We start from the raw sequence: 19,930 nt of genomic DNA, 5'->3' as shown, positions 1-19,930 counted from the left end.
GGGGGAAGGGGCTCAAAGCGCCTTTCGACCCCATACGCGCTCGCAGCCCCTTCCCCCAACTTTCAGTTATCTCATGGGGGTCCAGGGGCCACAGGCTCCTGGCGGGTTCCAAGGGCAGGGCCCTTGGTCGGGGTCCGGGGGTGAAACCCCCGGGGTCGCCACCCTCACCGCGCCAGGAGCGACAGCACTTCCGTGACGGTCACGTCGACCAGGTCGCCCGGCTGCAGGTCGCGCAGCAGGGCGCGCAGGGCCGGCTGGCGCACGGTCACGGTGCGGCTGATGTTGTCCTGGCTGAGGAAGGTCACGCGGTTGTTGGGCACGTCGGTGCTTTCGATCCGCACGCGGGAGCGTTCGCGGCTGACAGCGAAGCCGCCGGTGGCGGTGGGGCCGAAGTCGCCGCCGATCATGGTCGATTCGGGCTCGGGCGTGCCCGGGGCCACCTTCTGGGCCGCGATCAGGTCGATCTGGTTGATCTGCACCTGTTCGCCGGGGTTCAGGCGGGCCAGGTCGCGGGCGTGGCGCGGCGGCACGGTGACGGTGACGAGGCGGCCGCTCGGGCGGCGCAGCAGCAGCTGGCGGGATTGCAGGTCCACGCTTTCGATCGTGTCGGTGCGCCGTTCGGAGCGCAGGATCACCTCGGGCTGGGCGAAGGCGGGCAGGCTGACCAGCAGCGACAGGCCGGCTGCTAGGGTAAGGCGGCGCATGGCGGATCCTTCCGGTTGTGTCGATGAAGGGTCATGCATGACGGGGCGTGGCTAGGCAACCACCGGTCCCGTAACGAAAAAAGGCGGCCTTTCGGCCGCCTTTCCGTCTTCTGTTCCCGTGAAGGAATTAGAAGTCCATGTCGCCCATGCCGCCGCCCGGCGGGCCACCGGCGGGGGCCTTCTTCTCCGGCTTCTCGGCCACCATGGCTTCGGTGGTGATCAGCAGCGAGGAGATGGAGGCCGCGTCCTGCAGGGCGGTGCGCACGACCTTGGTCGGGTCGATGATGCCGGCCGTCACCAGGTCCTTGTACTCATCGTTCTGCGCGTCGTAGCCGAAGTTGTACTCGGACTTGCGCAGCACTTCGCCGGCCACCACGGCGCCGTCCTTGCCGGCGTTCGCAGCGATCTGCTTGGCGGGAACCTGGATCGCCTTCTGGACGATCTGGATGCCGACCTGCTCGTCGTTGTTGCTGCCCTTCAGGTTGGCCAGCGTCTCGGCGGCGCGCAGCAGGGCCACGCCACCACCGGGGACGATGCCTTCCTGCACGGCGGCGCGGGTCGCGTGCAGCGCGTCGTCCACGCGGTCCTTGCGCTCCTTCACCTCGACCTCGGTGCTGCCACCGACGCGGATGACGGCCACGCCGCCAGCCAGCTTGGCCAGACGCTCCTGCAGCTTCTCACGGTCGTAGTCCGAGGTGGTCTCCTCGATCTGCGCCTTGATCTGCTCCACGCGGCCCTGGATCTCGTCCTTGGAACCGGCGCCGTCGACGATCGTGGTGTTCTCCTTCTCGATGCGCACCTTCTTGGCGCGACCGAGCATGGCGAGCGTCACGGTCTCGAGCTTGATGCCCAGGTCCTCGGAGATCATCTGGCCACCGGTCAGGATGGCGATGTCTTCCAGCATCGCCTTGCGGCGGTCACCGAAGCCGGGGGCCTTCACGGCGGCGATCTTCAGGCCACCGCGCAGCTTGTTCACCACCAGGGTCGCCAGGGCTTCGCCCTCGACGTCCTCGGCCAGGATGATCAGCGGACGGCCGGACTGCACGACGCTCTCGAGCAGCGGCAGCATCGGCTGCAGCTGGGACAGCTTCTTCTCGTGGATCAGGATGTAGGCGTCATCCAGCTCCGCGATCATCTTCTCCGCGTTCGTGATGAAGTACGGGGAGACATAGCCGCGGTCGAACTGCATGCCCTCGACGACGTCGAGCTCGGTCTGGATGGACTTGGCTTCCTCGACGGTGATCACACCCTCGTTGCCGACCTTCTCCATCGCCTCGGCGATCATCTTGCCGATCTCGGCTTCGCCGTTCGCGGAAAGCGTGCCGACCTGCGCCACTTCGGCGGAGGTGGTGATCTTCTTGGTCTTGGAGGTCAGCTCGTCCACGACGGAGGCCACGGCCTTGTCGATGCCGCGCTTCAGGTCCATCGGGTTCAGGCCGGCGGCCACCGCCTTCACACCCTCGCGCACGATGGCCTGGGCCAGCACGGTCGCGGTGGTGGTGCCGTCACCGGCCAGGTCGTTCTGCTTCGAGGCCACTTCGCGCACCATCTGGGCGCCCATGTTCTCGAACTTGTCGGCCAGCTCGATTTCCTTGGCGACCGTCACACCGTCCTTGGTGATGCGCGGAGCGCCGAAGGACTTGTCGATGACCACGTTGCGGCCCTTGGGGCCCAGGGTCACCTTCACGGCATCGGCCAGGATGTCCACGCCGCGCAGCATGCGCTCACGGGCACCGGCGCCGAACTTCACGTCCTTAGCAGCCATTTTCGATCTCTCTTTCTATCTGTCTGAACAGGGGGAGAAGACGGGCTTTTTCAGCCTCAGCCTTCGATCACGCCCATGACGTCGGATTCCTTCATGATCAGAAGGTCCTTGCCCTCGAGCTTCACCTCGGTGCCGCTCCACTTGCCGAACAGGATCTTGTCCCCGGCCTTCACGTCGAGCGGGCGGACGTCACCCTTGTCGGACACGGTGCCGGTGCCGACGGAGATCACGCGACCTTCCTGGGGCTTTTCCTTGGCGGTGTCGGGGATGATGATGCCGCCGCGGGTCTTTTCCTCGGCTTCGATGCGCTCGACCAGAATGCGGTCGTGGAGCGGACGGAACGTCACAGCCATCGCTGTTCCTCCAGTGGGTTCCAAGAGTGGCAACCGCCCCGACGACACCAGCGCTAGCAGTCACCGCCGGGGAGTGCCAGCGATCTAGCCCCGCACGGTCCCGGCGTCAAGGTTGTTGGCACTCATCGGTTGGGAGTGCCAGCAATGGCAGCAGCCACCCGATGTGACTGCCAACAATATGGAATCATTGCATTTTATGCTGGACGTTCCGCATCCCGCCCATGCCAGAATGCGTTGATGAGGCAGCGCTGGAATCGCTCCCTCAGGGGGAAATCCAGGGGGCGGGACCCCGGCGCGGCCTGATCGACCGGCATAGGAGAGAGATGTGCTGACCGTTCCGCAGCCCCTGATCCGCATCCCCGACTGGCGCCTGACCACGGCCGAGATCCTGTACCACCTGCCCGACCACCCGCATGTGCTGCAGAGCTTCGTCTGGCAGAAGCTGGACCGTGCGCCGGGCTTTCCGGTGCTGCACCGGTTCCTGGAATTCTGGCGAAACGAGATCGACGGCCCGCTGCATTCGGTGCGCGTCGCCTCCGAGGCTCTGCTGCATGCGGTGGAGCTGCGCCACGTCGGCGGCGAGTTCAGGCTGCAATAGGGTAGGGGCGCCGCCCGCGTTTCTTATATAAACGCGCCCTGATACGAAGTGCGGTTCATGCCCATGCCGACCCTCAGCGCCGCGGCGCTGGAAACCAAGGCCGCCGAGGTGGCGGACATGCTGCGTGCGCTGGCGAACCAGCGCCGGCTGCTGCTGCTGTGCCATCTGGCGCAGGCGGGCGAGGCGAGCGTGGGGGCGCTGGCGGCGCATCTGGGCCTGTCGCAGCCGGCCCTGTCCCAGCATCTGGCCAAGATGCGGGAGGAGGGGCTGGTCACCTTCCGGCGGGAGGCCCAGACCCTGTACTACCGCATTGCCGATGCCAGGCTGGAGAAGCTGCTGGAAACCCTGCAGGAGCTGTACTGCCAGCCCTAGATCACCACAGATTGTGCCAGTTCCGCGCGGCCTCCGGCGACTGCTGCGGGTCGGCCACGCCGGCGCGGCCCGGGGCCTCGGGTGGGCGCGTCCAGCAATCCACGCTGCCCAGGCTGCGCGTGCAATAGGGCTGCCGCCCCGCCTGGGCGGCCGCCGGCGCGCAATAGGTGTCGCCCCGGTCATACCGCGCCAGCGAGCAGTCCCGGCCGCTGATGGCGGAGACCGCGATATCGGGCACCGTCCGGCCCGCCACGCTCAGCGAGACGGCGTTCACGGCGCCGAAGGCGAACAGGCCCGGCCCGTCGCAGCCGGCCAGGAAAACGGGAATCAGCAGGGGGATCACGTAACGCACGGCCGCAGTCTCACCGGCGGCCCTTAACGCGCCCCCAACGCGCCGCTATACCCGCCCCGAGACTTTATCCGTTGGGAGTGCCCGGTTGTCGGATCTGATCGACGAGGTGAATGAGGAACTGCGGCAGGAGCGGGCCATGCGGCTCGCGAAGCGCTTCGGTGGCCTGTTCACCGTGCTGCTGGTCTTTGTGCTGGCCGGCGTGGGGGGGTGGCAGGGATGGCAGTGGTGGCAGAACCGCCAATCCATGGCCAGCGCCGACACCTTCCTGACCGCCACGCGTGAACTCAGCCAGGAAGGCGCCGACCTGAAGGCGCTGTCCGCCCGGCTGGCCGCCAGCGCCAATGACGCACCACCAGGCTATCGCACCCTGTCGCGCCTGCGCGCCGCCGCCGTGGCGGCAGAGGCCGGGGAGCGCGACACCGCGCTCGGCCTGTGGAACCAGGTCGCGAACGATGGCGGCGCCGATTCCCTTTACCGGGAACTGGCGACCCTGATGTGGGGGCTGCACGCCCTGACGCCCGAGACCGCCGCCGAGGTGGAGGCCCGGCTGGGCCCGCTCGCGGCCAATGGCCCCTGGCGGGCCTCCGCGCGAGAGGTGATGGCGCTTGCCGCCCTTTCCCGCGGCGACAATGCGGCCGCTCGCCAGCGGCTGCAGGAACTTTCCCGCGACGACGCGGTTCCCCAGGGGGTGCGCGACCGCGCGCAACGCCTCCTCTCCGGCATGGAGGGCTGACATGAACGCCACTCGTCGTACCGCGCTGCTCGGTGGCAGCGCCTTGATTCTCGCCGGCTGCGATACCCTGCGGGACTGGGGTGACAGCATCCTCGGCACCACCAAGGTGCCATTGAGCGGTGAGCGCGTGCCGGTCATCGCGGCCAGCCAGCAGGGCATCGGCGTGGACGCCGACGCCGCCGGCCGCCGTGTCGAGCTGCCGACGCCGCAGTCCAACACCACCTGGCTGCAGCCGGGCGGCACCCCTGACCACGCCCCGGGCCACCCGGCCCTGCCGCGCCCGATCGGGCAGGTGTGGCGCACCGATATCGGCAGCGGCAACGGCTATCGCCAGCGCCTGACGGCGGCGCCGGTCCTGGACGAGAACACCGCCTACGCGATGGACGCCTTCGGCTGGGTCAGCGCCATCGACCTGGCGCGCGGCAGCCGTCGTTGGCAGACCGACACGAGGCCGCGCCGCGACCGTGACGGCGCCATGGGCGGTGCCCTGGCGCTGGAGGGCGGCACGCTCTACGTCGCCACTGGCCTGGCCGAGATCATGGCGCTGGACCCGGCGAACGGCACGATCAAGTGGCGTGCGCCCCTGGCCTCCGCCGCGCGCGGCGGCATCGTCGTGGGCGCCGGCCGCATCTTCGTGCCCAATGTGGCCAACCAGGTGCAGGCGCTCTCGACCGAGGACGGCCGCCAGCTCTGGGCCTATTCCGGCCGGCCCGTGCAGGCGCTGCCGCTGGGTCTCGCCTCTCCGGCGCTGGTGGACGACACCGTGGTCTGCGGCATGGCTTCCGGTGAGATCACCGCCCTGCGCGTGAACGACGGCCGCCAGCTCTGGAGCGAGAGCCTGGCCACCAACAACGCCGCAGCCGCCTCCATCGCCGATATCGGCGCCATCACCGCGAGCCCCGTGATCGATCGCGGCCGGGTGTTCGTGGTGGGCATGGGCGGGCTGACCAGTGCGCTCGACCTGCGCAGCGGCCGCCGGGTGTGGGAACGCGAGGTGGGCGGCATCCAGACCCCCTGGTCCGCCGGCGACTGGCTGTTCGTGCTGACGCGCGAGAATCGGCTGCTGGCCATGGGCCGCGATGACGGGCGCATCCGCTGGCTGTGCTCGCTGCCGCAGTTCGAGGACGAGCGCCGCCGCCGTGACCCGATCAGCTGGGGCCCGCCGGTGCTCGCCGGCGGCCGCCTGCTGCTCACGGGCAGCCATGCCCAGATGTTCGAGGTGGATGCGGCCGACGGCGAGATCGTCGCCCGCCTGCGCCTGCCGGGCGGCAGCGAGCTGCAGCCGGCCATCGCCCAGTCCAGCGCCTATCTGCTGACCGACAGCGGTGAGCTGGTGGCCCTGCGCGGCGTGGGGTGAGCGTGGGACCGGGGGCTCAACCCCCGGTCAGCCTGCCTCAGCGCGGACCGCGACGGCGGTTCGCGGCCAGTTCCTGCTCCGTCAGCAGGAAGCCGATCACGATCCGGTAGTCCCGGGCGCGATGCGCCTGGGAGACGGGAAGGACGATCTCCACCGGCTCCGACGTCACGCGCGTGCTGGTGGTGTTGGCCTGGAAGCTGACGCTCTGTTCCACCACGCGGCGGTTCAGCACTTGGCCCTGGGCGTTGGTCACGGCGACCACCAGCGGCAGGGTCTGGGTGCGGGGCGTGCCGGCGGGGCCGCGCTCGGCCGCGATCTGCAGGCTGAACTGCTGCGCGATGCCGCGCCCGTCGCGCTGCGGCCGGCAGGTCGGCGCCGTGAAGCCCATCAGCCTCGCGTCGATCTCCAGGCTCGTCAGCTCCGGCACCTGTCCCTGGCGATACCGCGTCAGGTCCACCGCGTCCGGCAGCAGGCTGGGGCGCGGGCAGACCAGCAGCAGATCCTCGGTGGTGCCTGGCGAGCAGGAGGCAAGGCCAAGAAGGCCCAGCGTGGCCAGGGCACCGATCGTCTTTCGCATGCACATCCCTTTCGGCTGCTGCGGCTGGCCACCCCGTGGCCAAACCTCTAGAAAGCCCCATATGCCCCGAACCATTGGCGACCGGAAGTGACGCGCATGACCCAGAGTGACATCCAGGCAGTTGCCCCCTCGGTGGCCAAGCCCGGCCTGAACGTGCTGCTTGCCGGCCCGCGCGGCTTCTGCGCCGGCGTGGACCGCGCGATCAAGATCGTCGAGGAGGCGCTGAAGCGCTACGGCGCGCCGGTCTATGTCCGGCATGAGATCGTGCACAACCGCTTCGTGGTCGAGAGCCTGGAACGCCAGGGCGCGATCTTCGTCGAGGAACTGCACGAGATCCCCGATGACGGCCAGCCGGTGGTGTTCAGCGCCCATGGCGTGCCGAAATCCATCCCCGGCGAGGCCGAGCGCCGCCAGATGTTCTATCTGGACGCCACCTGCCCGCTGGTCAGCAAGGTCCACCGCGAGGCCGAGCACCACCACGCCCGCGGCCGCCACATCTTCCTGATCGGCCATGCCGGCCACCCGGAAGTGATCGGCACCATGGGCCAGCTGCCCGAGGGCGGCGTGACCCTGGTCGAGGACGAGGACGAGGCCCGCACCGTGCAGCCGCCCCAGGGCGTGCCGCTGGCCTTCATCACCCAGACCACGCTGTCGGTGGACGACACCGCCGGCATCATCGCCGTGCTGGCCGAACGCTTCCCCGACATGTCCACCCCCGCGAAGGAGGACATCTGCTACGCCACCACCAACCGCCAGGCGGCGGTGAAGGCCATCGCGCCGCGCGCGGACCTGATGATCGTGGTGGGCGCGCCCAACTCCTCCAACTCCGTTCGGCTGAAGGAAGTGGCGACCAAGGCGGGCTGCCCGAAATCCATCATGGTGCAGCGCGGGCGCGACCTCGACCTCGCGATCCTGGACGGCGTGGCGACGGTGGGCATCACGGCCGGCGCCAGCGCGCCCGAGGTGCTGGTGGAGGAAGTGCTGGCCAGGCTGCGCGAGCGCTACTCCCTGGCGACCGAGGAGATCGTGGTGGCCGAGGAGCGCATCACCTTCAAGCTGCCCGGTGCGCTGGCGGGCGCGGGCGCCCAGGCGTAACCGACACTCCATGGCCGTCTATACCGAAGTCACGGACGAGGCGCTGTGCGCCTTCCTCGAAGCGTACCCGATCGGTGAGCTGGTGGCCTTCCGCGGCATCGCGGAAGGGGTGGAGAACTCCAACTACCAGCTCAAGACCACCGGCGGGGATTTCATCCTCACCCTGTACGAGAAGCGGGTGGACCCCACGGAGCTGCCCTGGTTCCTGGGGCTGATGCGCCATCTGGCGGCCCATGGGGTGGAATGCCCGCAGCCGGTCTCCGGCCGTGACGGAGAGGCGCTGCGTGAACTGGCCGGCCGCCCCGCCGCCATCTGCACCTTCCTGCCGGGCGTCTGGCCGCGCCGGGTGCGCGGCGAGCACGCGGCCCCGCTCGGCGATGCGCTGGCCGGGCTGCATCTGGCCGGGCAGGGCTATGCCGCCACCCGCGCCAATGCCCTGGGCCCGCTGGGCTGGCAGCCGCTGCTGGGCCTGTGCCGCAAGGATGGCGACAGCGTGCAGCCCGGGCTGATCGCGGAGCTGGACGCGGCCCTTGCCGGCATCCTGGCCGCCTGGCCCGCACCGGGCAGCCTGCCCGAGGGCCACATCCACGCCGACCTGTTCCCGGACAACGTCTTCTTCCTGGAGGACGAGGCCGGCAAGCCGCGCATCTCCGGGTTGATCGACTTCTATTTCGCCTGCACGGACCTGCTGGCCTATGACCTGGCCGTGTGTCTGAACGCCTGGTGCTTCGAGCCGGATTATTCCTTCAACGTCACCCGCGCCTCGGCCATGATCCGCGCCTATTCGGCCCGCCGCCCGCTGCTGCCGGCGGAGCGCGCGGCGCTGCCGGTGCTGTGCCGCGGCGCCGCCCTGCGCTTCCTGCTGACGCGGCTGTTCGACTGGGTGAACACGCCGCCCGGCGCCATGGTCACCCGCAAGGACCCGCTGGAATACATGCGCAAGCTGCGCTTCTTCCTGTCGGCCGAAACCCCGGAGGCGATCGGTGGCTGAGGAAGAAGGGCAGGTCGTCGAGATCTGGACCGATGGCGGCTGCAAGCCCAACCCCGGCCCCGGCGGCTGGGCGGCCGTGCTGCGCTTCGGCGCGCATGAGCGGGAATTGTCGGGCCACCACCCGGCCACGACCAACAACCGCATGGAACTGACCGCGGCCTGCGAGGCGCTGGAGGCGCTGAAGCGCCCCTGCCGCGTCATCATCCACACCGACAGCGAATATGTCCGCAACGGGATGGAGCGCTGGATCAAGGGCTGGGTGCGCAACAACTGGCGCAACGCGGCCAAGGACCCGGTGGCGAACATGGAGATCTGGCAGCGGCTGCTGGCCGCCGCCAAGCCTCACCAGATCGAATGGCGCTGGGTGAAGGGCCATTCGGGCGACGAGATGAATGAGCGCGTGGACCAGATGGCCACCGCCGCGCGGCAACGGGGGTAGCCGCCCCGCCGCACCCGTGGTTCCATCCCGCCAAACACGGGAAACGGCACGATGACAGCGGTCAAGGCACTGGTTTTCGACGTATTCGGCACGGTGGTGGACTGGCGCTCCGGCGTCGCCCGCGCGCTGAAGCCGTTTCTGGTGGCGCATGGGCGCCCCGAGATGGACCCCTTCGCCCTGGCCGATGCCTGGCGCAAGCAATACCAGCCCGCCATGGAGGAAGTGCGCAGCGGCCGGCGGGAGTTCACGCGCCTGGACGTTCTGCACCGGGAAAACCTGGAAAAGGTGATGCAGGCCGCCGGCATCGATGCCGCGCCCGCCGATCTGGACGCGCTGAACCTGGCCTGGCATGCGCTGGACCCCTGGCCCGACGTGCTGCTGGGCCTGTACCGGCTGAAGCGCAAGTTCTTCCTGGCGCCGCTGTCCAACGGCAACATCCTGCTGCTGGCCAACATGGCCAAGCGCGCCGGCCTGCCCTGGGACGCCATCCTGGGTGCCGAGCCCGCCCGCGCCTACAAGCCCGACCCGCGCGCCTACCTCAACACCGCCGAGATCCTGGGCATCAAGCCGCATGAACTGTGCCTGGTGGCCGCCCATAACGGAGACCTGCGCGCGGCGCGCAAGGCGGGGCTGGCCACGGCCTTCATCCCGCGCCCGACCGAGCACGGGCCGGGCCAGACCATCGACTTGGTGGCGGAGGACCCGTGGGACTGGGTTGCCGCGGATTTCCAGGACCTGGCGGAAAAAACGGGGGCCTAGAAAATGGGGGCCTAGGCCCCCACCACCTTCTGGTTCTGCTCGCCCAGCCCCGCGATGCCCAGGCGCATCGTCTGGCCGGGCTTCAGGAAGACGGGGGCGGGCTTCATCCCCATCCCCACCCCGGGCGGGGTGCCGGTGAAGATAATGTCGCCCGGATGCAGGGTGATGAAGCGGCTGACATAGCTCACGATCTGCTTCACGCCGAAGATCATGGTGGCGGTGCTGCCGGTCTGCATGCGCTGGCCGTCCACATCCAGGAACATGGGCAGGGCCTGCGGGTCCGGCAACTCGTCCTTCGTCACCAGCCAGGGGCCGACGGGGCCGAAGCTGTCGCAGCCCTTGCCCTTGTCCCAGGTGCCGCCGCGCTCCAGCTGCCATTCGCGCTCCGACACGTCATTGCCGACGGCATAGCCCGCGACATGATCGAGCGCCGCATCCTCGGAAACCCCGCGCGCGGTGGTGCCGATGATGATGCACAGCTCCACCTCCCAGTCGGTCTTGCTGCTGCCCCGGGGGATGATCACGTCGTCGTCCGGGCCGCAGAGCGCACCGTTCGCTTTGAGGAACAGGATGGGTTCTTTGGGAATCGGCATGCCGGCCTCCGCGGCGTGGTCGGCATAGTTCAGGCCGATGCACAGCAGCTGCTTCATGCCCGATACGGGCGGGCCCAGCCGGGGGCGCCCCGCGACGGCCGGCAGGCTGGACGGGTCCAGCGCCGCCAGGCGCTTCAGCCCCTCCGGCGACAGCACGCTGCCCGCGATGTCGGGCACGATGCCCGAGAGGTCGCGGATGGTGCCGGAACTGTCCAGCATGCCGGGCTTTTCGAGGCCCGGCGGCCCGTAGCGCAGCAGTTTCATGTCGTTCTCCCCGTGAACTGGCGGTGGTTCAGCTTGCCAGGGCCGGGCCGCCGCGCAACCCGCCCCGTCTACACGTCCTGATTGTGTTCTGGATTGGAATTCGCGCTGCCCCATGTCAGCATATCGGCATGACCGATGAGCAGGGGCGGGACGACCCTTCCGATGGTCCGGTTGGGGCATTGCGCGAAGCACTGGCGAGGATCGAGGCCTCGGCCAGTTTCCGCGCGTCCCGTCAGGCCCGAACCTTGCTGCGCTACCTGGTCGAGAGCGCGCTGGCCGGCCATGCGGACCGCCTGAAGGGCTATACCGTCGCGGTCGAGGCGCTGGGCAAGCCGGCGGATTTCGATTCGGCCGCCGACCCGGGCGTTCGCGTCGCCATGCGCCGGCTGCGCCTGCTGCTGGAGGACTACTATGCGCGGGAAGGGGCGGCGGACCCTCATCGCATCGCCCTCGAACCCGGCAGCTATGTTCCCCGCCTGCTGCCGGGGGCAGCCCCGCCCGACCCCGCACCCGCGCTGCCCGAGTCCGCGCCGCCCGAATCCGGGCCGCCAGAAGCCGAAGCGCCGCCGCTTGCCGCGATGGCCCTGCCGGCACCGGCGCGGCGCCGCGGCTTCGCCGCCATCGCCCTCTCCGCCCTGGGCGCGATCGGCATGCTGGGCGCGCTGGCGGCGGTGGGCGTCCTGCTCCTGGCGCCTGCGGGCTCGCGGCATCTCTCCTTCACCGCCAATGGCGCCCTGCTGGTGCGGCAGACCGAGAACCTGCATCCGCCCAAGACCGAGCCGCCGGCAGACCTGCGCCCGCTGCTGATCGTGGACCCGCTGGTGGTCGACGACCCGGCGCAGTCAACCCAGGCGGCAGCCTTCGCCGAGACCCTGCGAACGGGGCTTGCCCGCTTCAGCGAGATCACCGTCCGGGTCGGCCTGCCGGAAAAGCAGGACGCGCAATACCGCCTGCGGGGGCGGATGCTGCAGGACGGCGCGGTGCGGCTCGAACTGCTGGAGGTGAATGCCGGGCTGGTGCTGGCCATCTTCGACGGCGCCACGACATTGGGTGAGCACGGCCAGGCCGTGGCGCGTTTCATCGTCACCTCGCTGGCGCAGCCCTATGGGCTGATCCTGGGCCGGGAGCGCGCGCGGCTGGGCAACCGCCAGGAGGTGACAGGCTTCTCCTGCCTGCTGCTGGTCGCGGATTACTGGCGCAACTACGATGTCGCGGCGCTTCCCCGCCTGGATGCGTGCCTGCACCGATCCATCGAGGCCGACCCCGCCGAGCCCGCCTTCCTGGCCGGTCTGGCGCTGATGCGGCTGGAGGCCTATCGCCTGTCGACGCCGGGGCAGGAGGAGGGCAGGCGCGCGACCCTCGACGAAGCCTATGCGCTGGTCCGCCGGGCAGCCGACATGGCGCCCTTCGATGCGCGGATCAGGCAGGCGCTGGGGGCCGTGCACTACATCCGCGGCGACATGGAGACGGCAATTTCGGCGCTGCGGCGCGCCCGGCAGCTCAACCCCTTCGATCCGGACATCGCGGCGGATCTCGCCTCGCGCCTGCTGGGGCGGGGCCAGGTGGAGGAGGCCCGTGACCTGCTGCTCGAAGCCTGCCGCTATGCGACCGCGCGGCCGGCCTGGATGAACTTCTTCCTGTTCCTGGCCGAGCTGCTCTCCGGCAACATGGCCGGGGCGGTGGAGCGCGCGGACCGGCTGACGGAGACGGGCTTCGTGCTGAACCAGGTGGCGCGGCTGATCGGGGCCCGGCTGCAGCATGACGAGGCGGCGGTGCGCCGCTGGCGACGCGCCCTGGCCGAACGTGACCCCCTGTGGCTCAACGATCCGGCGGAACTTCTGCGGCGCCGCTTCCCCTCGGCCGAGGTCGTGAACGCTTTGTCACAATTCATGCTGGAAGAGGCGCCCGGCGCCCCTGTAACGCTCGTCAGGGGGCGCCCGGCCGCGCCTGCATGTCTTAACGAACCGCAATCCTGAATTCCTACGAAAGCCTCAGGTAACGGTAACGGCCGAGCAGGATACTTCCGCACTATATGCCAGGGGACGATTTCGCCTGCTTGTGAGGTCGGACTCTTTGCTTCAGGCAGCAGGATGCGTGTTATGGCGGTCAGGAAGACTGGTAAGGCGAGCGGGTCGCCGCCCATCATTGATGAAAGGCGGATGGCCGAAAGTGTCGCGGAGATGTTCTACACCGCGCATGACATGATGGGCTCACGCGATACCGACGAGTTTCAGCGCGGCCGGGCCATACTCCGGCAGGCGCGGCTGGCCAGCCTGCAGATGGACCTGCGGATGAGCAGCCGGCGCAGCTATCACTGACCGGGGGCTCGCCCCCGGCGATATTCAGCCCTCGTCGCGCAGGCGCAGCAATTCGCGCAGCAGCCCCTCGGTGCTGCTGTCATGCGCACCGGTGGCGGGCTCGCCCAGTTCCAGCTCCTTCAGCAGCGGGCCGGCAAGCTGCTTGCCCAGCTCCACGCCCCACTGGTCGAAGGGGTTGATGCCCCACAGCGCGCCCAGCGTCGCCACCTTGTGCTCATACAGCGCGATGAGCTGCCCGAAGGAGAAGGGGTCGAGCCGCGGCAGCAGGATGCTCGTGCTCGGCCGGTCACCGGGGAAGATGCGGTGCGGCAGCAGGCGCTCGATGGTGGCGGCGTCGGCGCCGGCCTTTTCCATCTCGGCACGCACCGTGGCCTCGTCCTTGCCCGAGAGCAGGCCTTCAGCCTGGGCCAGGCCGTTGGCCAGCAGGATGCGGTGGTTTTCCGCCCAGGGGTGGTCCGGGCGCGCGATCAGGATGAAGTCGACCGGCACCGGCTCCGTGCCCTGGTGCACCAGCTGCATGAAGCTGTGCTGGGCAGAGGTGCCGGGCTCACCGAACACCACCGGGCCAGTGGCGCGGCCCACGGGCGCGCCCTCCAGCGTCACGCGCTTGCCCAGGCTCTCCATCTCCAGCTGCTGCAGATGGGCGGGCAGGCGGCGCAGGCGTTCGTCATAAGGCAGCACGGCACGGCGGGAATAGCCCAGCGCATTGACGTGCCAGACCTCCACCAGCGCCAGCAGCACGGGCAGGTTCTTCTCCAGCGGCGCCTTCAGGAAGTGCAGGTCCATGGCGCGCGCGCCGGCCAGCATGCGCTGGAAGGTGTCCCAGCCGAGCGCGAGGGCCAGCGACAGCCCGATGGCCGACCACAGAGAGAAGCGCCCGCCGACATAATCGCCGAAGGGGAAGACGCGCTCGGAGGGGATGCCGAATTCGGCGCACGCCACGAGGTTGGTGGACAGTGCGGCCATATGGCTCGCGGCACCGGCCTCACCCAGCGTCTCGGCCAGCCAGCCCTTCACCAGCCGGGCATTGGCCATCGTCTCCTGCGTGGTGAAGGTCTTGGAGGAGACGAGCACCAGCGTGCGCTTCGGGTCCATGGTGGCCAGCAGGGCGCGCCAGCCATGGCCGTCCACATTGCCCAGATGCAGCGCGACCATGGGCGATGCCGGGTTGATCAGCGCGCGGGTCGCCATCACGGGCCCCAGGTCGCTGCCGCCGATGCCGATGTTCAGGACGTGGGTGAAACGTTCCCCCGTGGCGCCGCGGATCGCCCCGCCATGCACCGCCTGGGTGAAGGCATGCATGCGCGCGAAGGTGGCCTGGATCTCGGCCTGGACGGCCGCGCCGCCTGCTCCGGTGGTGGAACCTGAGGGCGCGCGCAGCGCCATGTGCAGGGCGCGCCGGCGCTCGGTCGCGTTGACCAGTGCGCCTTCCGACAGGCCGCTGCGCCATTCCTCGACCTTCGCCGCACGGGCCAGGTTCAGCAGGGCCGCCATCGCGCCTTCGTCGATGGAGGTCTTGCTGATGTCCAGCAGCAGGTTGTCGGCACTGAAGGAGTAGCGCTCGAACCGCTTGGGGTCGGCCGCGAACAGAGGCCTTATGGAGGCGGGTGAAGTGCCGTCTGCACGGGGCGTGCGGCCAGCGGCTTCAACCGCCTTCCAGGCTTCTGCATAGATGTCGTTCATCGCGGGCGACCTTACAGGCCAACCGGCTGCCCGGCTACCACCACCCTCAACGGAGAAGCACCGAATTGCCGCGCGGCCGCCGCCACATCGGCCACGGTCAGCGCGGAAAGCCGCGCGGGCCGGCCCTGCAGCCAGGCGGGGGTGCGGTTGTTCTGCATCAGGCTGAGCAGGCCGCCCGCGATGCGCCGGCTGTCGCTGAACTGCAGCGGCAGCGTGCCGTTCAGGTAGTCCACCGCCTCCTCCAACTCCGACGCCAGGGGGCCGTCGGCGGCCATGCGGGCCCAGATCTCACGCGTCAGGCCCAGCATCTCGGCCACGCGGGCGTTGTCGGTGCTGGCCTGGCCCAGCACCACGGCCCGGCCGAACACCACATCCAGCCCCGCGCCGATACCGTAGGTCAGGCCGCGTTCCTCACGCACCTGGCGCATCAGGCGCGAGGAGAAGCCGCTGCCGCCCAGGATTCGCAGCGCGACCTGCGTGGCTTCCCAGCGCGGGTCGTCGGGCAGGGGGCCTTCCTGGCCGAACATGACCGAGGATTGCGGCGCCGGGCGGTGTTCGACCACCGGCGCGAAATCCGCCATGGCCGGCAGGGAGGGCAGGGGCGCCGGGGCCTGGGCGGGAAGTCCGGCGAACATCTCGCGCAGCAGGGCGCGCAGCTCATCCTCGGTGATGGCGCCGGCGGCGCCCACCAGCACGCCGTCGCGGCGCAGCTGGGCCGAAAGCCCTTGCAGCAGCGCCTCTCGGGGAATGGCGGCCAGGCTGTCCGGCGTGGCGGAGCGCCCGGCCGGATGGCCCGGATAGGCCGCGGCCCAGAAGGCGCGGTTGGCGGCGCCCCGCGGCGTTTCGATGGCCTGGCGCACGGCCACGATGCTGCGCGCGCGCACCCTGTCCAGGTCAGGCGCATCCAAACGAGGCGCGGTCATGGCCAGCTTGGCCAGGCGCACCGCCTCCGGCAGCGAATCGCGCAGCGCGCGGAACCCGCCCGAGGCGGTGTCCCGCCCCGCGCCGAATTGCAGCACGATGCCGTTGTCACGCGCGGCATCGGTGAAGGCCAGGTGGTTCAGCTCACCCGCGCCCTCGGTCAGCATGGCGAAGGCGAGGGCCATGCGGCCCACCTGCTCCGGCGCATCCAGCGCGGCCCCGCCCTGCCAGCTCCATTCCAGGGAGACGACGGGGACGGACTGGTCCTCGACCAGCCAGGCGGTGATGCCGCCCTCGCGGATCACGCGGATGGGCAGGGCGAAGGCGGCGCGCGGCGGCAGGGAGGCGGTGTCGGTCGCGTTCGGGATCATGCGGGCAGCAGCCAGCCGGAGGTCGTGAGCGGGTTCACCAGCACGGCGCGAGCGGCCTCGTTCACCTGGGCGGTCGTCACGGCCCGCAGCTTGTCGGGCCAGTGCTCCACATCCTCGAGCGGCAGGCCGATGGCCAGCGCGCCGCCCAGCATGCGCGGCGCCGCACCCAGCCCGTCGAGAGCCAGCATCGCGCCCGCCGTCAGCTGGCGGATGGAGCGCGAGACCTCGGCCTCCGTCGCGCCGTCCTGGGCGATGCGGGCGATCTCGGCATTGGCCGCCTGTTCCAGCGCCTCTCGGGTGTTGGGCGCGCGCAGCGTGGCGGCGACGGTGAAGATGCCGGCACCCACCACATCCGAATCGTAGCCGGCACCGGCGGAGACAGCCAGGCCGCTCTCGACCAGCGCCTTGTGCAGCCGGGAACCCGTGCCCCCGCCCAGCACATGGGACAGCACCTCCAGCGGCCAGGCATGGCGCTTCTCGCCCCAGGTGGCCGAGGGCGCCGCGATGGCGCGGGTGAAGCTCGCCTCCCGCGTCGCGGGGCTCGTCTGCTCGATGCGGGGCATGCCGGGGGCGGCCGGAATATCGCCCCGCGCGCGGGGGGTGAAGGCGCGGGCCGGCACCTTGGCATAGGTCTGGTCCACCAGCTCCCGCAGCTGGTCCTCGGTCACGTCGCCGGCCACCACCAGCGTCGCGTTGCCGGGGGCATAGCGGGCGCCGAAGAAGGCCAGCATGTCATCGCGGGAGATCGCGCGGATCTCCTCCTCCCAGCCGATGATGGGGCGGCCGCGCCAATGCTGGCGGCCCCACATGGCGGCGTCGAAGCTCTCACGGAACTTGCTGCGCGGCTGGCTTTCCACCACCTGGCGGCGTTCCTCCAGCACCACGCTGCGCTCGGCTTCGAACTCGGCCGGGTTGAACAGCGGGCCCGCCATGCGGTCCGCCTCCATGCGCATCACCAGCGCGAGGCGCGATGATTCGACATGCTGGTAATAGGCCGTGACGTCGCGGCTGGTGAAGGCGTTGTCCTGCCCGCCCTGGCGGGCGACGAGGCGGGAGAAATCCCCGCTCGGCACGTTGCCGCTGCCCTTGAACATCATGTGTTCCATGAAGTGGGCGACGCCGCCGATCCCCTGCGGGTCCTCTCCGGCGCCGGCGCCGTAGAACACGTAATGCGCCACCAGCGGGGCGCGGTGGCTTTCGGCCAGCACCACGCGCAGCCCGTTCTCCAGCCGCCACTGCTTGGCGCCGAAGATCGGTCTTCCGAGGCTGTTCGAGGGCTGCTGGGCACGGGCGGGCGGAGTATCGGCCGCGATGGCGGCGGCCAGGGGCAAAGCAGAAATGGCGGTGCGTCTCGTCACGGGCATGAGGGCACAATGTGGGCGCGGTGGCGGCCGTTGGGAAGGGTTATCGCCCAAACCGCCCTTGCGGCGGCGGCGGGCCGGGTTCTAACTCCGCGCGGGAGGGTTTCATGCGCGTCATCATCATCGGCGGCGGGATAGGCGGGCTCACGGCCGCGCTTTCCCTGCACGCCGCCGGCATCGACGTCGAGGTGTTCGAGGCGGTGCGCGAGATCCGCCCCCTCGGCGTCGGCATCAACGTGCTGCCCCATGCGGTGCGGGAACTGACGGAGCTGGGCCTGGCGCCGCTGCTGGCCGAGACCGGCATCGCGACGCAGGAACTGCGCTACATCACCGCCCATGGCCAGGAGATCTGGCGCGAGCCGCGCGGGCTGGCCGCCGGCTATCACTGGCCGCAATACAGCATCCATCGCGGCCGGCTGCACATGCTGCTGCTGGTCGAGGCACGGGCGCGGCTGGGCGCCTGGCGGGTGCATACCGGCTGCCGGCTGGAGCGGGTGGAGCATGATGCCCATGGCGTCACCGCCTATTTCGCCGATGGCCTGGTCGCGCGCGCAGACGTGCTGGTGGGCGCCGACGGCATCCATTCCGCCGTGCGCGCCCAGCGCCTGCCGGATGAAGGGGCGCCGCGCTGGAAGGGGGCCGTGCTGTGGCGCGCCACCTCTGTCGCGCCGCCCTTCCTGGGGGGCGCCACCATGATCCAGTGCGGCCACCACGACCTGAAATTCGTCTGCTATCCCATCGCCAACCACCAGGACGGCACGCAGCTGATCAACTGGATCGCGGAACGCGTGCTGCCCGCCGACACGGCCTGGAACCGTGAGGACTGGAACCGCCAGGGCAGGCTGGAGGACGTGATCCCGCATTACCGCGACTGGGTGTGGCCCTGGCTCGACGTGCCCGCGCTGATGGCGCGCGCCGAGGCCGTCTACGAGTTCCCGATGGTGGACCGCGACCCGTTGCCCAGCTGGAACGAGGGGCGCGTGACGCTGCTGGGCGATGCCGCCCACCCCATGTACCCGATCGGCTCCAACGGTGCCTCCCAGGCCATTCTCGACGCGCGGGTGCTGGCCATGCATCTGGGCCGCTGCCAGGGCGACTGGGCGGCGGGGCTCGCGGCCTATGACGCCGCGCGCCGGCCGCCCACCGCGACACTGACTCTCGCGAACCGGGCGCTGGGGCCCGACGTGATCCTGGAACGCGTGCATGAACGCGCGCCGGACGGCTTCACCGACCTGGAGGCCGTGATCAGCCGCCAGGAACTGGCCGAGACGGCCAACCACTACAAGAAACTCGCGGGCTTCGACCCCGCGCTGCTGAATGAGAGGGAGAGCTTCACGCCATGACGATCGCCGCCATCGGGTTGGGCAGCATGGGGCAGGGGGCCGCGCGGTCCCTGCTGAAGGCGGGGCATGCCGTGGTGGGCGTGGACCCCAGCCCCGCAGCCCGCGCCGCCTTCGAGCAGGCAGGCGGCACCGCCGTGGCACGCGCGGCCGACATCCCCCAGGGCACGACCGCCGTGCTGGTGCTGACCGTCAACGCGGCCCAGGCCCGAGCCTCCCTGTTCGGGCCAGAGGGCTGCGCGCCCCGCCTGGCCCCTGGCGCGATCCTCATCGTCTCAGCCACCATGGCGCCGGCCGACGCCCGTGCGCTGGCCGCCGACGCCGCGGCCCAGGGCCTGCTCTATCTCGACGCGCCCGTCTCCGGCGGGTCCAAGGCCGCCAATGCCGGCACCATGACCGTGATGGCCAGCGGGCCCGAGGCCGCCTTCGCCGCCGCCGCGCCGGTGCTGGACGCGGTGGCCGCCAAGGTCTGGAAGCTGGGCGCCGAAGCCGGCCTCGGCGCCACCATGAAGGTCACGCACCAACTGCTGGCCGGCGTGCACATCGCCGTCGCGGCCGAGGCCATGGCCCTTGCCATCAAGGCCGGCCTGGACCCCGAGCAGGTCTACGGCGTCGTCACCGGCGCCGCCGGCAACAGCTGGATGTTCGAGAACCGCATGGCCCATGTCCTGGCCGGCGACGAAACCCCGCACTCCGCCGTCAACATCTTCGTCAAGGACCTGGGCCTGGTCGAAGCCATGGCGCGCGACGCCCAGTCCCCCGTGCCGCTCGCCGCCCAGGCGATGCAACTGTTCATCGCCGCCGCCGCCCAAGGCCACGGCGGCAAGGACGACGCCTTCGTCATCCGCGCCTACCAGGCGATGACGGGCATCAAGCTGCCTGGAGAGGGGTGAGGCTGGACCGGGGCTCTGCCCCGGACCCCGCCAAAGGGCTTTGCCCCTTGGATCCCCACCAAAGGCCGAAAGGCCTTTGGAAACCGATAGC

The 19,930-nt window shown here is 70.1% G+C and carries 21 protein-coding genes; 12 read left to right on the top strand and 9 right to left on the bottom strand.

All coding sequences use genetic code 11. The features are described 5' to 3' along the window. Positions 1–164 precede the first annotated feature (164 nt). The 3 genes from EOD42_RS15210 to groES all read right to left on the bottom strand — a co-directional run bounded on the left by EOD42_RS15210 (position 165) and on the right by groES (position 2,822). The gene (locus EOD42_RS15210; protein ID WP_127788415.1) at positions 165–704 is read right to left on the bottom strand and encodes a hypothetical protein; all 540 of its coding nucleotides are present in this window, start codon (positions 702–704) and stop codon (positions 165–167) included. A gap of 127 nt (positions 705–831) precedes the next feature. Then, positions 832–2,469: a chaperonin GroEL gene (groL, locus tag EOD42_RS15205; RefSeq protein WP_127788414.1), complete on the bottom strand. Its 1,638-nt coding sequence runs from the start codon at positions 2,467–2,469 to the stop codon at positions 832–834. 56 nt (positions 2,470–2,525) lie between these two features. Next, on the bottom strand, positions 2,526–2,822 hold the full coding sequence (groES, locus tag EOD42_RS15200) for a co-chaperone GroES (RefSeq protein WP_206020366.1): 297 nt from the start codon (positions 2,820–2,822) through the stop codon (positions 2,526–2,528). Between the two features lie 325 nt (positions 2,823–3,147). Here groES and EOD42_RS15195 point away from each other — a divergent pair, with 325 nt between their 5' ends. Both EOD42_RS15195 and EOD42_RS15190 read left to right on the top strand, forming a co-directional pair. Continuing rightward, entirely contained in the window at positions 3,148–3,420 is a 273-nt protein-coding gene (locus EOD42_RS15195) for an usg protein (protein WP_127788413.1), read from the top strand. Positions 3,421–3,477: 57 nt separating this feature from the next. Beyond that, on the top strand, positions 3,478–3,792 hold the full coding sequence (locus tag EOD42_RS15190; RefSeq protein WP_206020365.1) for an ArsR/SmtB family transcription factor: 315 nt from the start codon (positions 3,478–3,480) through the stop codon (positions 3,790–3,792). Between the two features lies 1 nt (position 3,793). Here EOD42_RS15190 and EOD42_RS15185 read toward each other — a convergent pair whose 3' ends face one another. Next, positions 3,794–4,144 carry a hypothetical protein gene (locus EOD42_RS15185; protein WP_127788412.1) on the bottom strand — a complete coding sequence of 117 codons (351 nt, stop codon included), beginning with the start codon at positions 4,142–4,144 and terminating at the stop codon, positions 3,794–3,796. An 85-nt stretch (positions 4,145–4,229) separates the two neighbouring features. On the opposite strand from EOD42_RS15185, the gene EOD42_RS15180 reads away from it, so the two are divergent. Next, positions 4,230–4,877: a tetratricopeptide repeat protein gene (locus EOD42_RS15180; protein ID WP_127788411.1), complete on the top strand. Its 648-nt coding sequence runs from the start codon at positions 4,230–4,232 to the stop codon at positions 4,875–4,877. A 1-nt stretch (position 4,878) separates the two neighbouring features. Beyond that, the gene (locus EOD42_RS15175) at positions 4,879–6,234 is read left to right on the top strand and encodes an outer membrane protein assembly factor BamB family protein (RefSeq protein ID WP_164867953.1); all 1,356 of its coding nucleotides are present in this window, start codon (positions 4,879–4,881) and stop codon (positions 6,232–6,234) included. 37 nt (positions 6,235–6,271) lie between these two features. Here EOD42_RS15175 and EOD42_RS15170 read toward each other — a convergent pair whose 3' ends face one another. After that, entirely contained in the window at positions 6,272–6,811 is a 540-nt protein-coding gene (locus EOD42_RS15170; protein ID WP_127788409.1) for a hypothetical protein, read from the bottom strand. Positions 6,812–6,907: 96 nt separating this feature from the next. Between EOD42_RS15170 and ispH the strand changes: the two genes are divergently transcribed. From ispH to EOD42_RS15150, 4 genes are read left to right on the top strand one after another with little or no spacing between them, the layout of a single operon-like run. Further along, positions 6,908–7,906: a 4-hydroxy-3-methylbut-2-enyl diphosphate reductase gene (gene ispH, locus EOD42_RS15165; protein ID WP_127788408.1), complete on the top strand. Its 999-nt coding sequence runs from the start codon at positions 6,908–6,910 to the stop codon at positions 7,904–7,906. Positions 7,907–7,916: 10 nt separating this feature from the next. Further along, complete coding sequence (locus EOD42_RS15160) at positions 7,917–8,897, top strand: homoserine kinase (protein ID WP_127788407.1); 981 nt, start codon at positions 7,917–7,919, stop codon at positions 8,895–8,897. Continuing rightward, positions 8,890–9,336: a ribonuclease HI gene (gene rnhA, locus EOD42_RS15155; RefSeq protein ID WP_127788406.1), complete on the top strand. Its 447-nt coding sequence runs from the start codon at positions 8,890–8,892 to the stop codon at positions 9,334–9,336. The genes EOD42_RS15160 and rnhA overlap by 8 nt, the downstream gene beginning before the upstream one ends. A gap of 51 nt (positions 9,337–9,387) precedes the next feature. Next, entirely contained in the window at positions 9,388–10,095 is a 708-nt protein-coding gene (locus tag EOD42_RS15150) for a haloacid dehalogenase type II (protein WP_127788405.1), read from the top strand. Between the two features lie 11 nt (positions 10,096–10,106). On the opposite strand, the gene EOD42_RS15145 is transcribed toward EOD42_RS15150, so the two are convergent. Continuing rightward, positions 10,107–10,952 (bottom strand): fumarylacetoacetate hydrolase family protein, encoded by an 846-nt coding sequence (locus EOD42_RS15145; protein ID WP_127788404.1) that lies wholly within the window; start codon positions 10,950–10,952, stop codon positions 10,107–10,109. A gap of 128 nt (positions 10,953–11,080) precedes the next feature. Here EOD42_RS15145 and EOD42_RS15140 point away from each other — a divergent pair, with 128 nt between their 5' ends. Both EOD42_RS15140 and EOD42_RS26005 read left to right on the top strand, forming a co-directional pair. Next, positions 11,081–12,928: a tetratricopeptide repeat protein gene (locus EOD42_RS15140; protein ID WP_127788403.1), complete on the top strand. Its 1,848-nt coding sequence runs from the start codon at positions 11,081–11,083 to the stop codon at positions 12,926–12,928. Between the two features lie 183 nt (positions 12,929–13,111). After that, positions 13,112–13,270 carry a hypothetical protein gene (locus tag EOD42_RS26005; protein WP_164867952.1) on the top strand — a complete coding sequence of 53 codons (159 nt, stop codon included), beginning with the start codon at positions 13,112–13,114 and terminating at the stop codon, positions 13,268–13,270. A 24-nt stretch (positions 13,271–13,294) separates the two neighbouring features. On the opposite strand, the gene pgi is transcribed toward EOD42_RS26005, so the two are convergent. The 3 genes from pgi to EOD42_RS15125 are packed head-to-tail and all read right to left on the bottom strand — an operon-like array spanning position 13,295 to position 17,609. Next, positions 13,295–14,953, bottom strand: coding sequence for a glucose-6-phosphate isomerase (gene pgi / locus EOD42_RS15135; RefSeq protein WP_127788402.1), 1,659 nt, complete (start codon positions 14,951–14,953; stop codon positions 13,295–13,297). An 11-nt stretch (positions 14,954–14,964) separates the two neighbouring features. Next, positions 14,965–16,245, bottom strand: coding sequence for a M16 family metallopeptidase (locus EOD42_RS15130; protein WP_127788401.1), 1,281 nt, complete (start codon positions 16,243–16,245; stop codon positions 14,965–14,967). Beyond that, complete coding sequence (locus EOD42_RS15125; RefSeq protein WP_127788400.1) at positions 16,242–17,609, bottom strand: M16 family metallopeptidase; 1,368 nt, start codon at positions 17,607–17,609, stop codon at positions 16,242–16,244. Before EOD42_RS15125 ends, EOD42_RS15130 begins: the two co-directional genes overlap by 4 nt. A 104-nt stretch (positions 17,610–17,713) precedes the next feature. Between EOD42_RS15125 and EOD42_RS15120 the strand changes: the two genes are divergently transcribed. After that, positions 17,714–18,949 (top strand): flavin-dependent oxidoreductase, encoded by a 1,236-nt coding sequence (locus tag EOD42_RS15120; RefSeq protein WP_127788399.1) that lies wholly within the window; start codon positions 17,714–17,716, stop codon positions 18,947–18,949. Next, positions 18,946–19,839, top strand: coding sequence for an L-threonate dehydrogenase (gene ltnD / locus EOD42_RS15115; protein WP_127788398.1), 894 nt, complete (start codon positions 18,946–18,948; stop codon positions 19,837–19,839). The genes EOD42_RS15120 and ltnD overlap by 4 nt, the downstream gene beginning before the upstream one ends. Positions 19,840–19,930 lie beyond the last annotated feature (91 nt).

The organism is Rhodovarius crocodyli (genome assembly GCF_004005855.1).
In the GTDB taxonomy this organism is placed as follows: Bacteria; Pseudomonadota; Alphaproteobacteria; order Acetobacterales; family Acetobacteraceae; genus Rhodovarius; species Rhodovarius crocodyli.
Note: the sequence above shows the minus strand (reverse complement) of the source record. Positions and strands in the feature narration are given on the sequence as shown.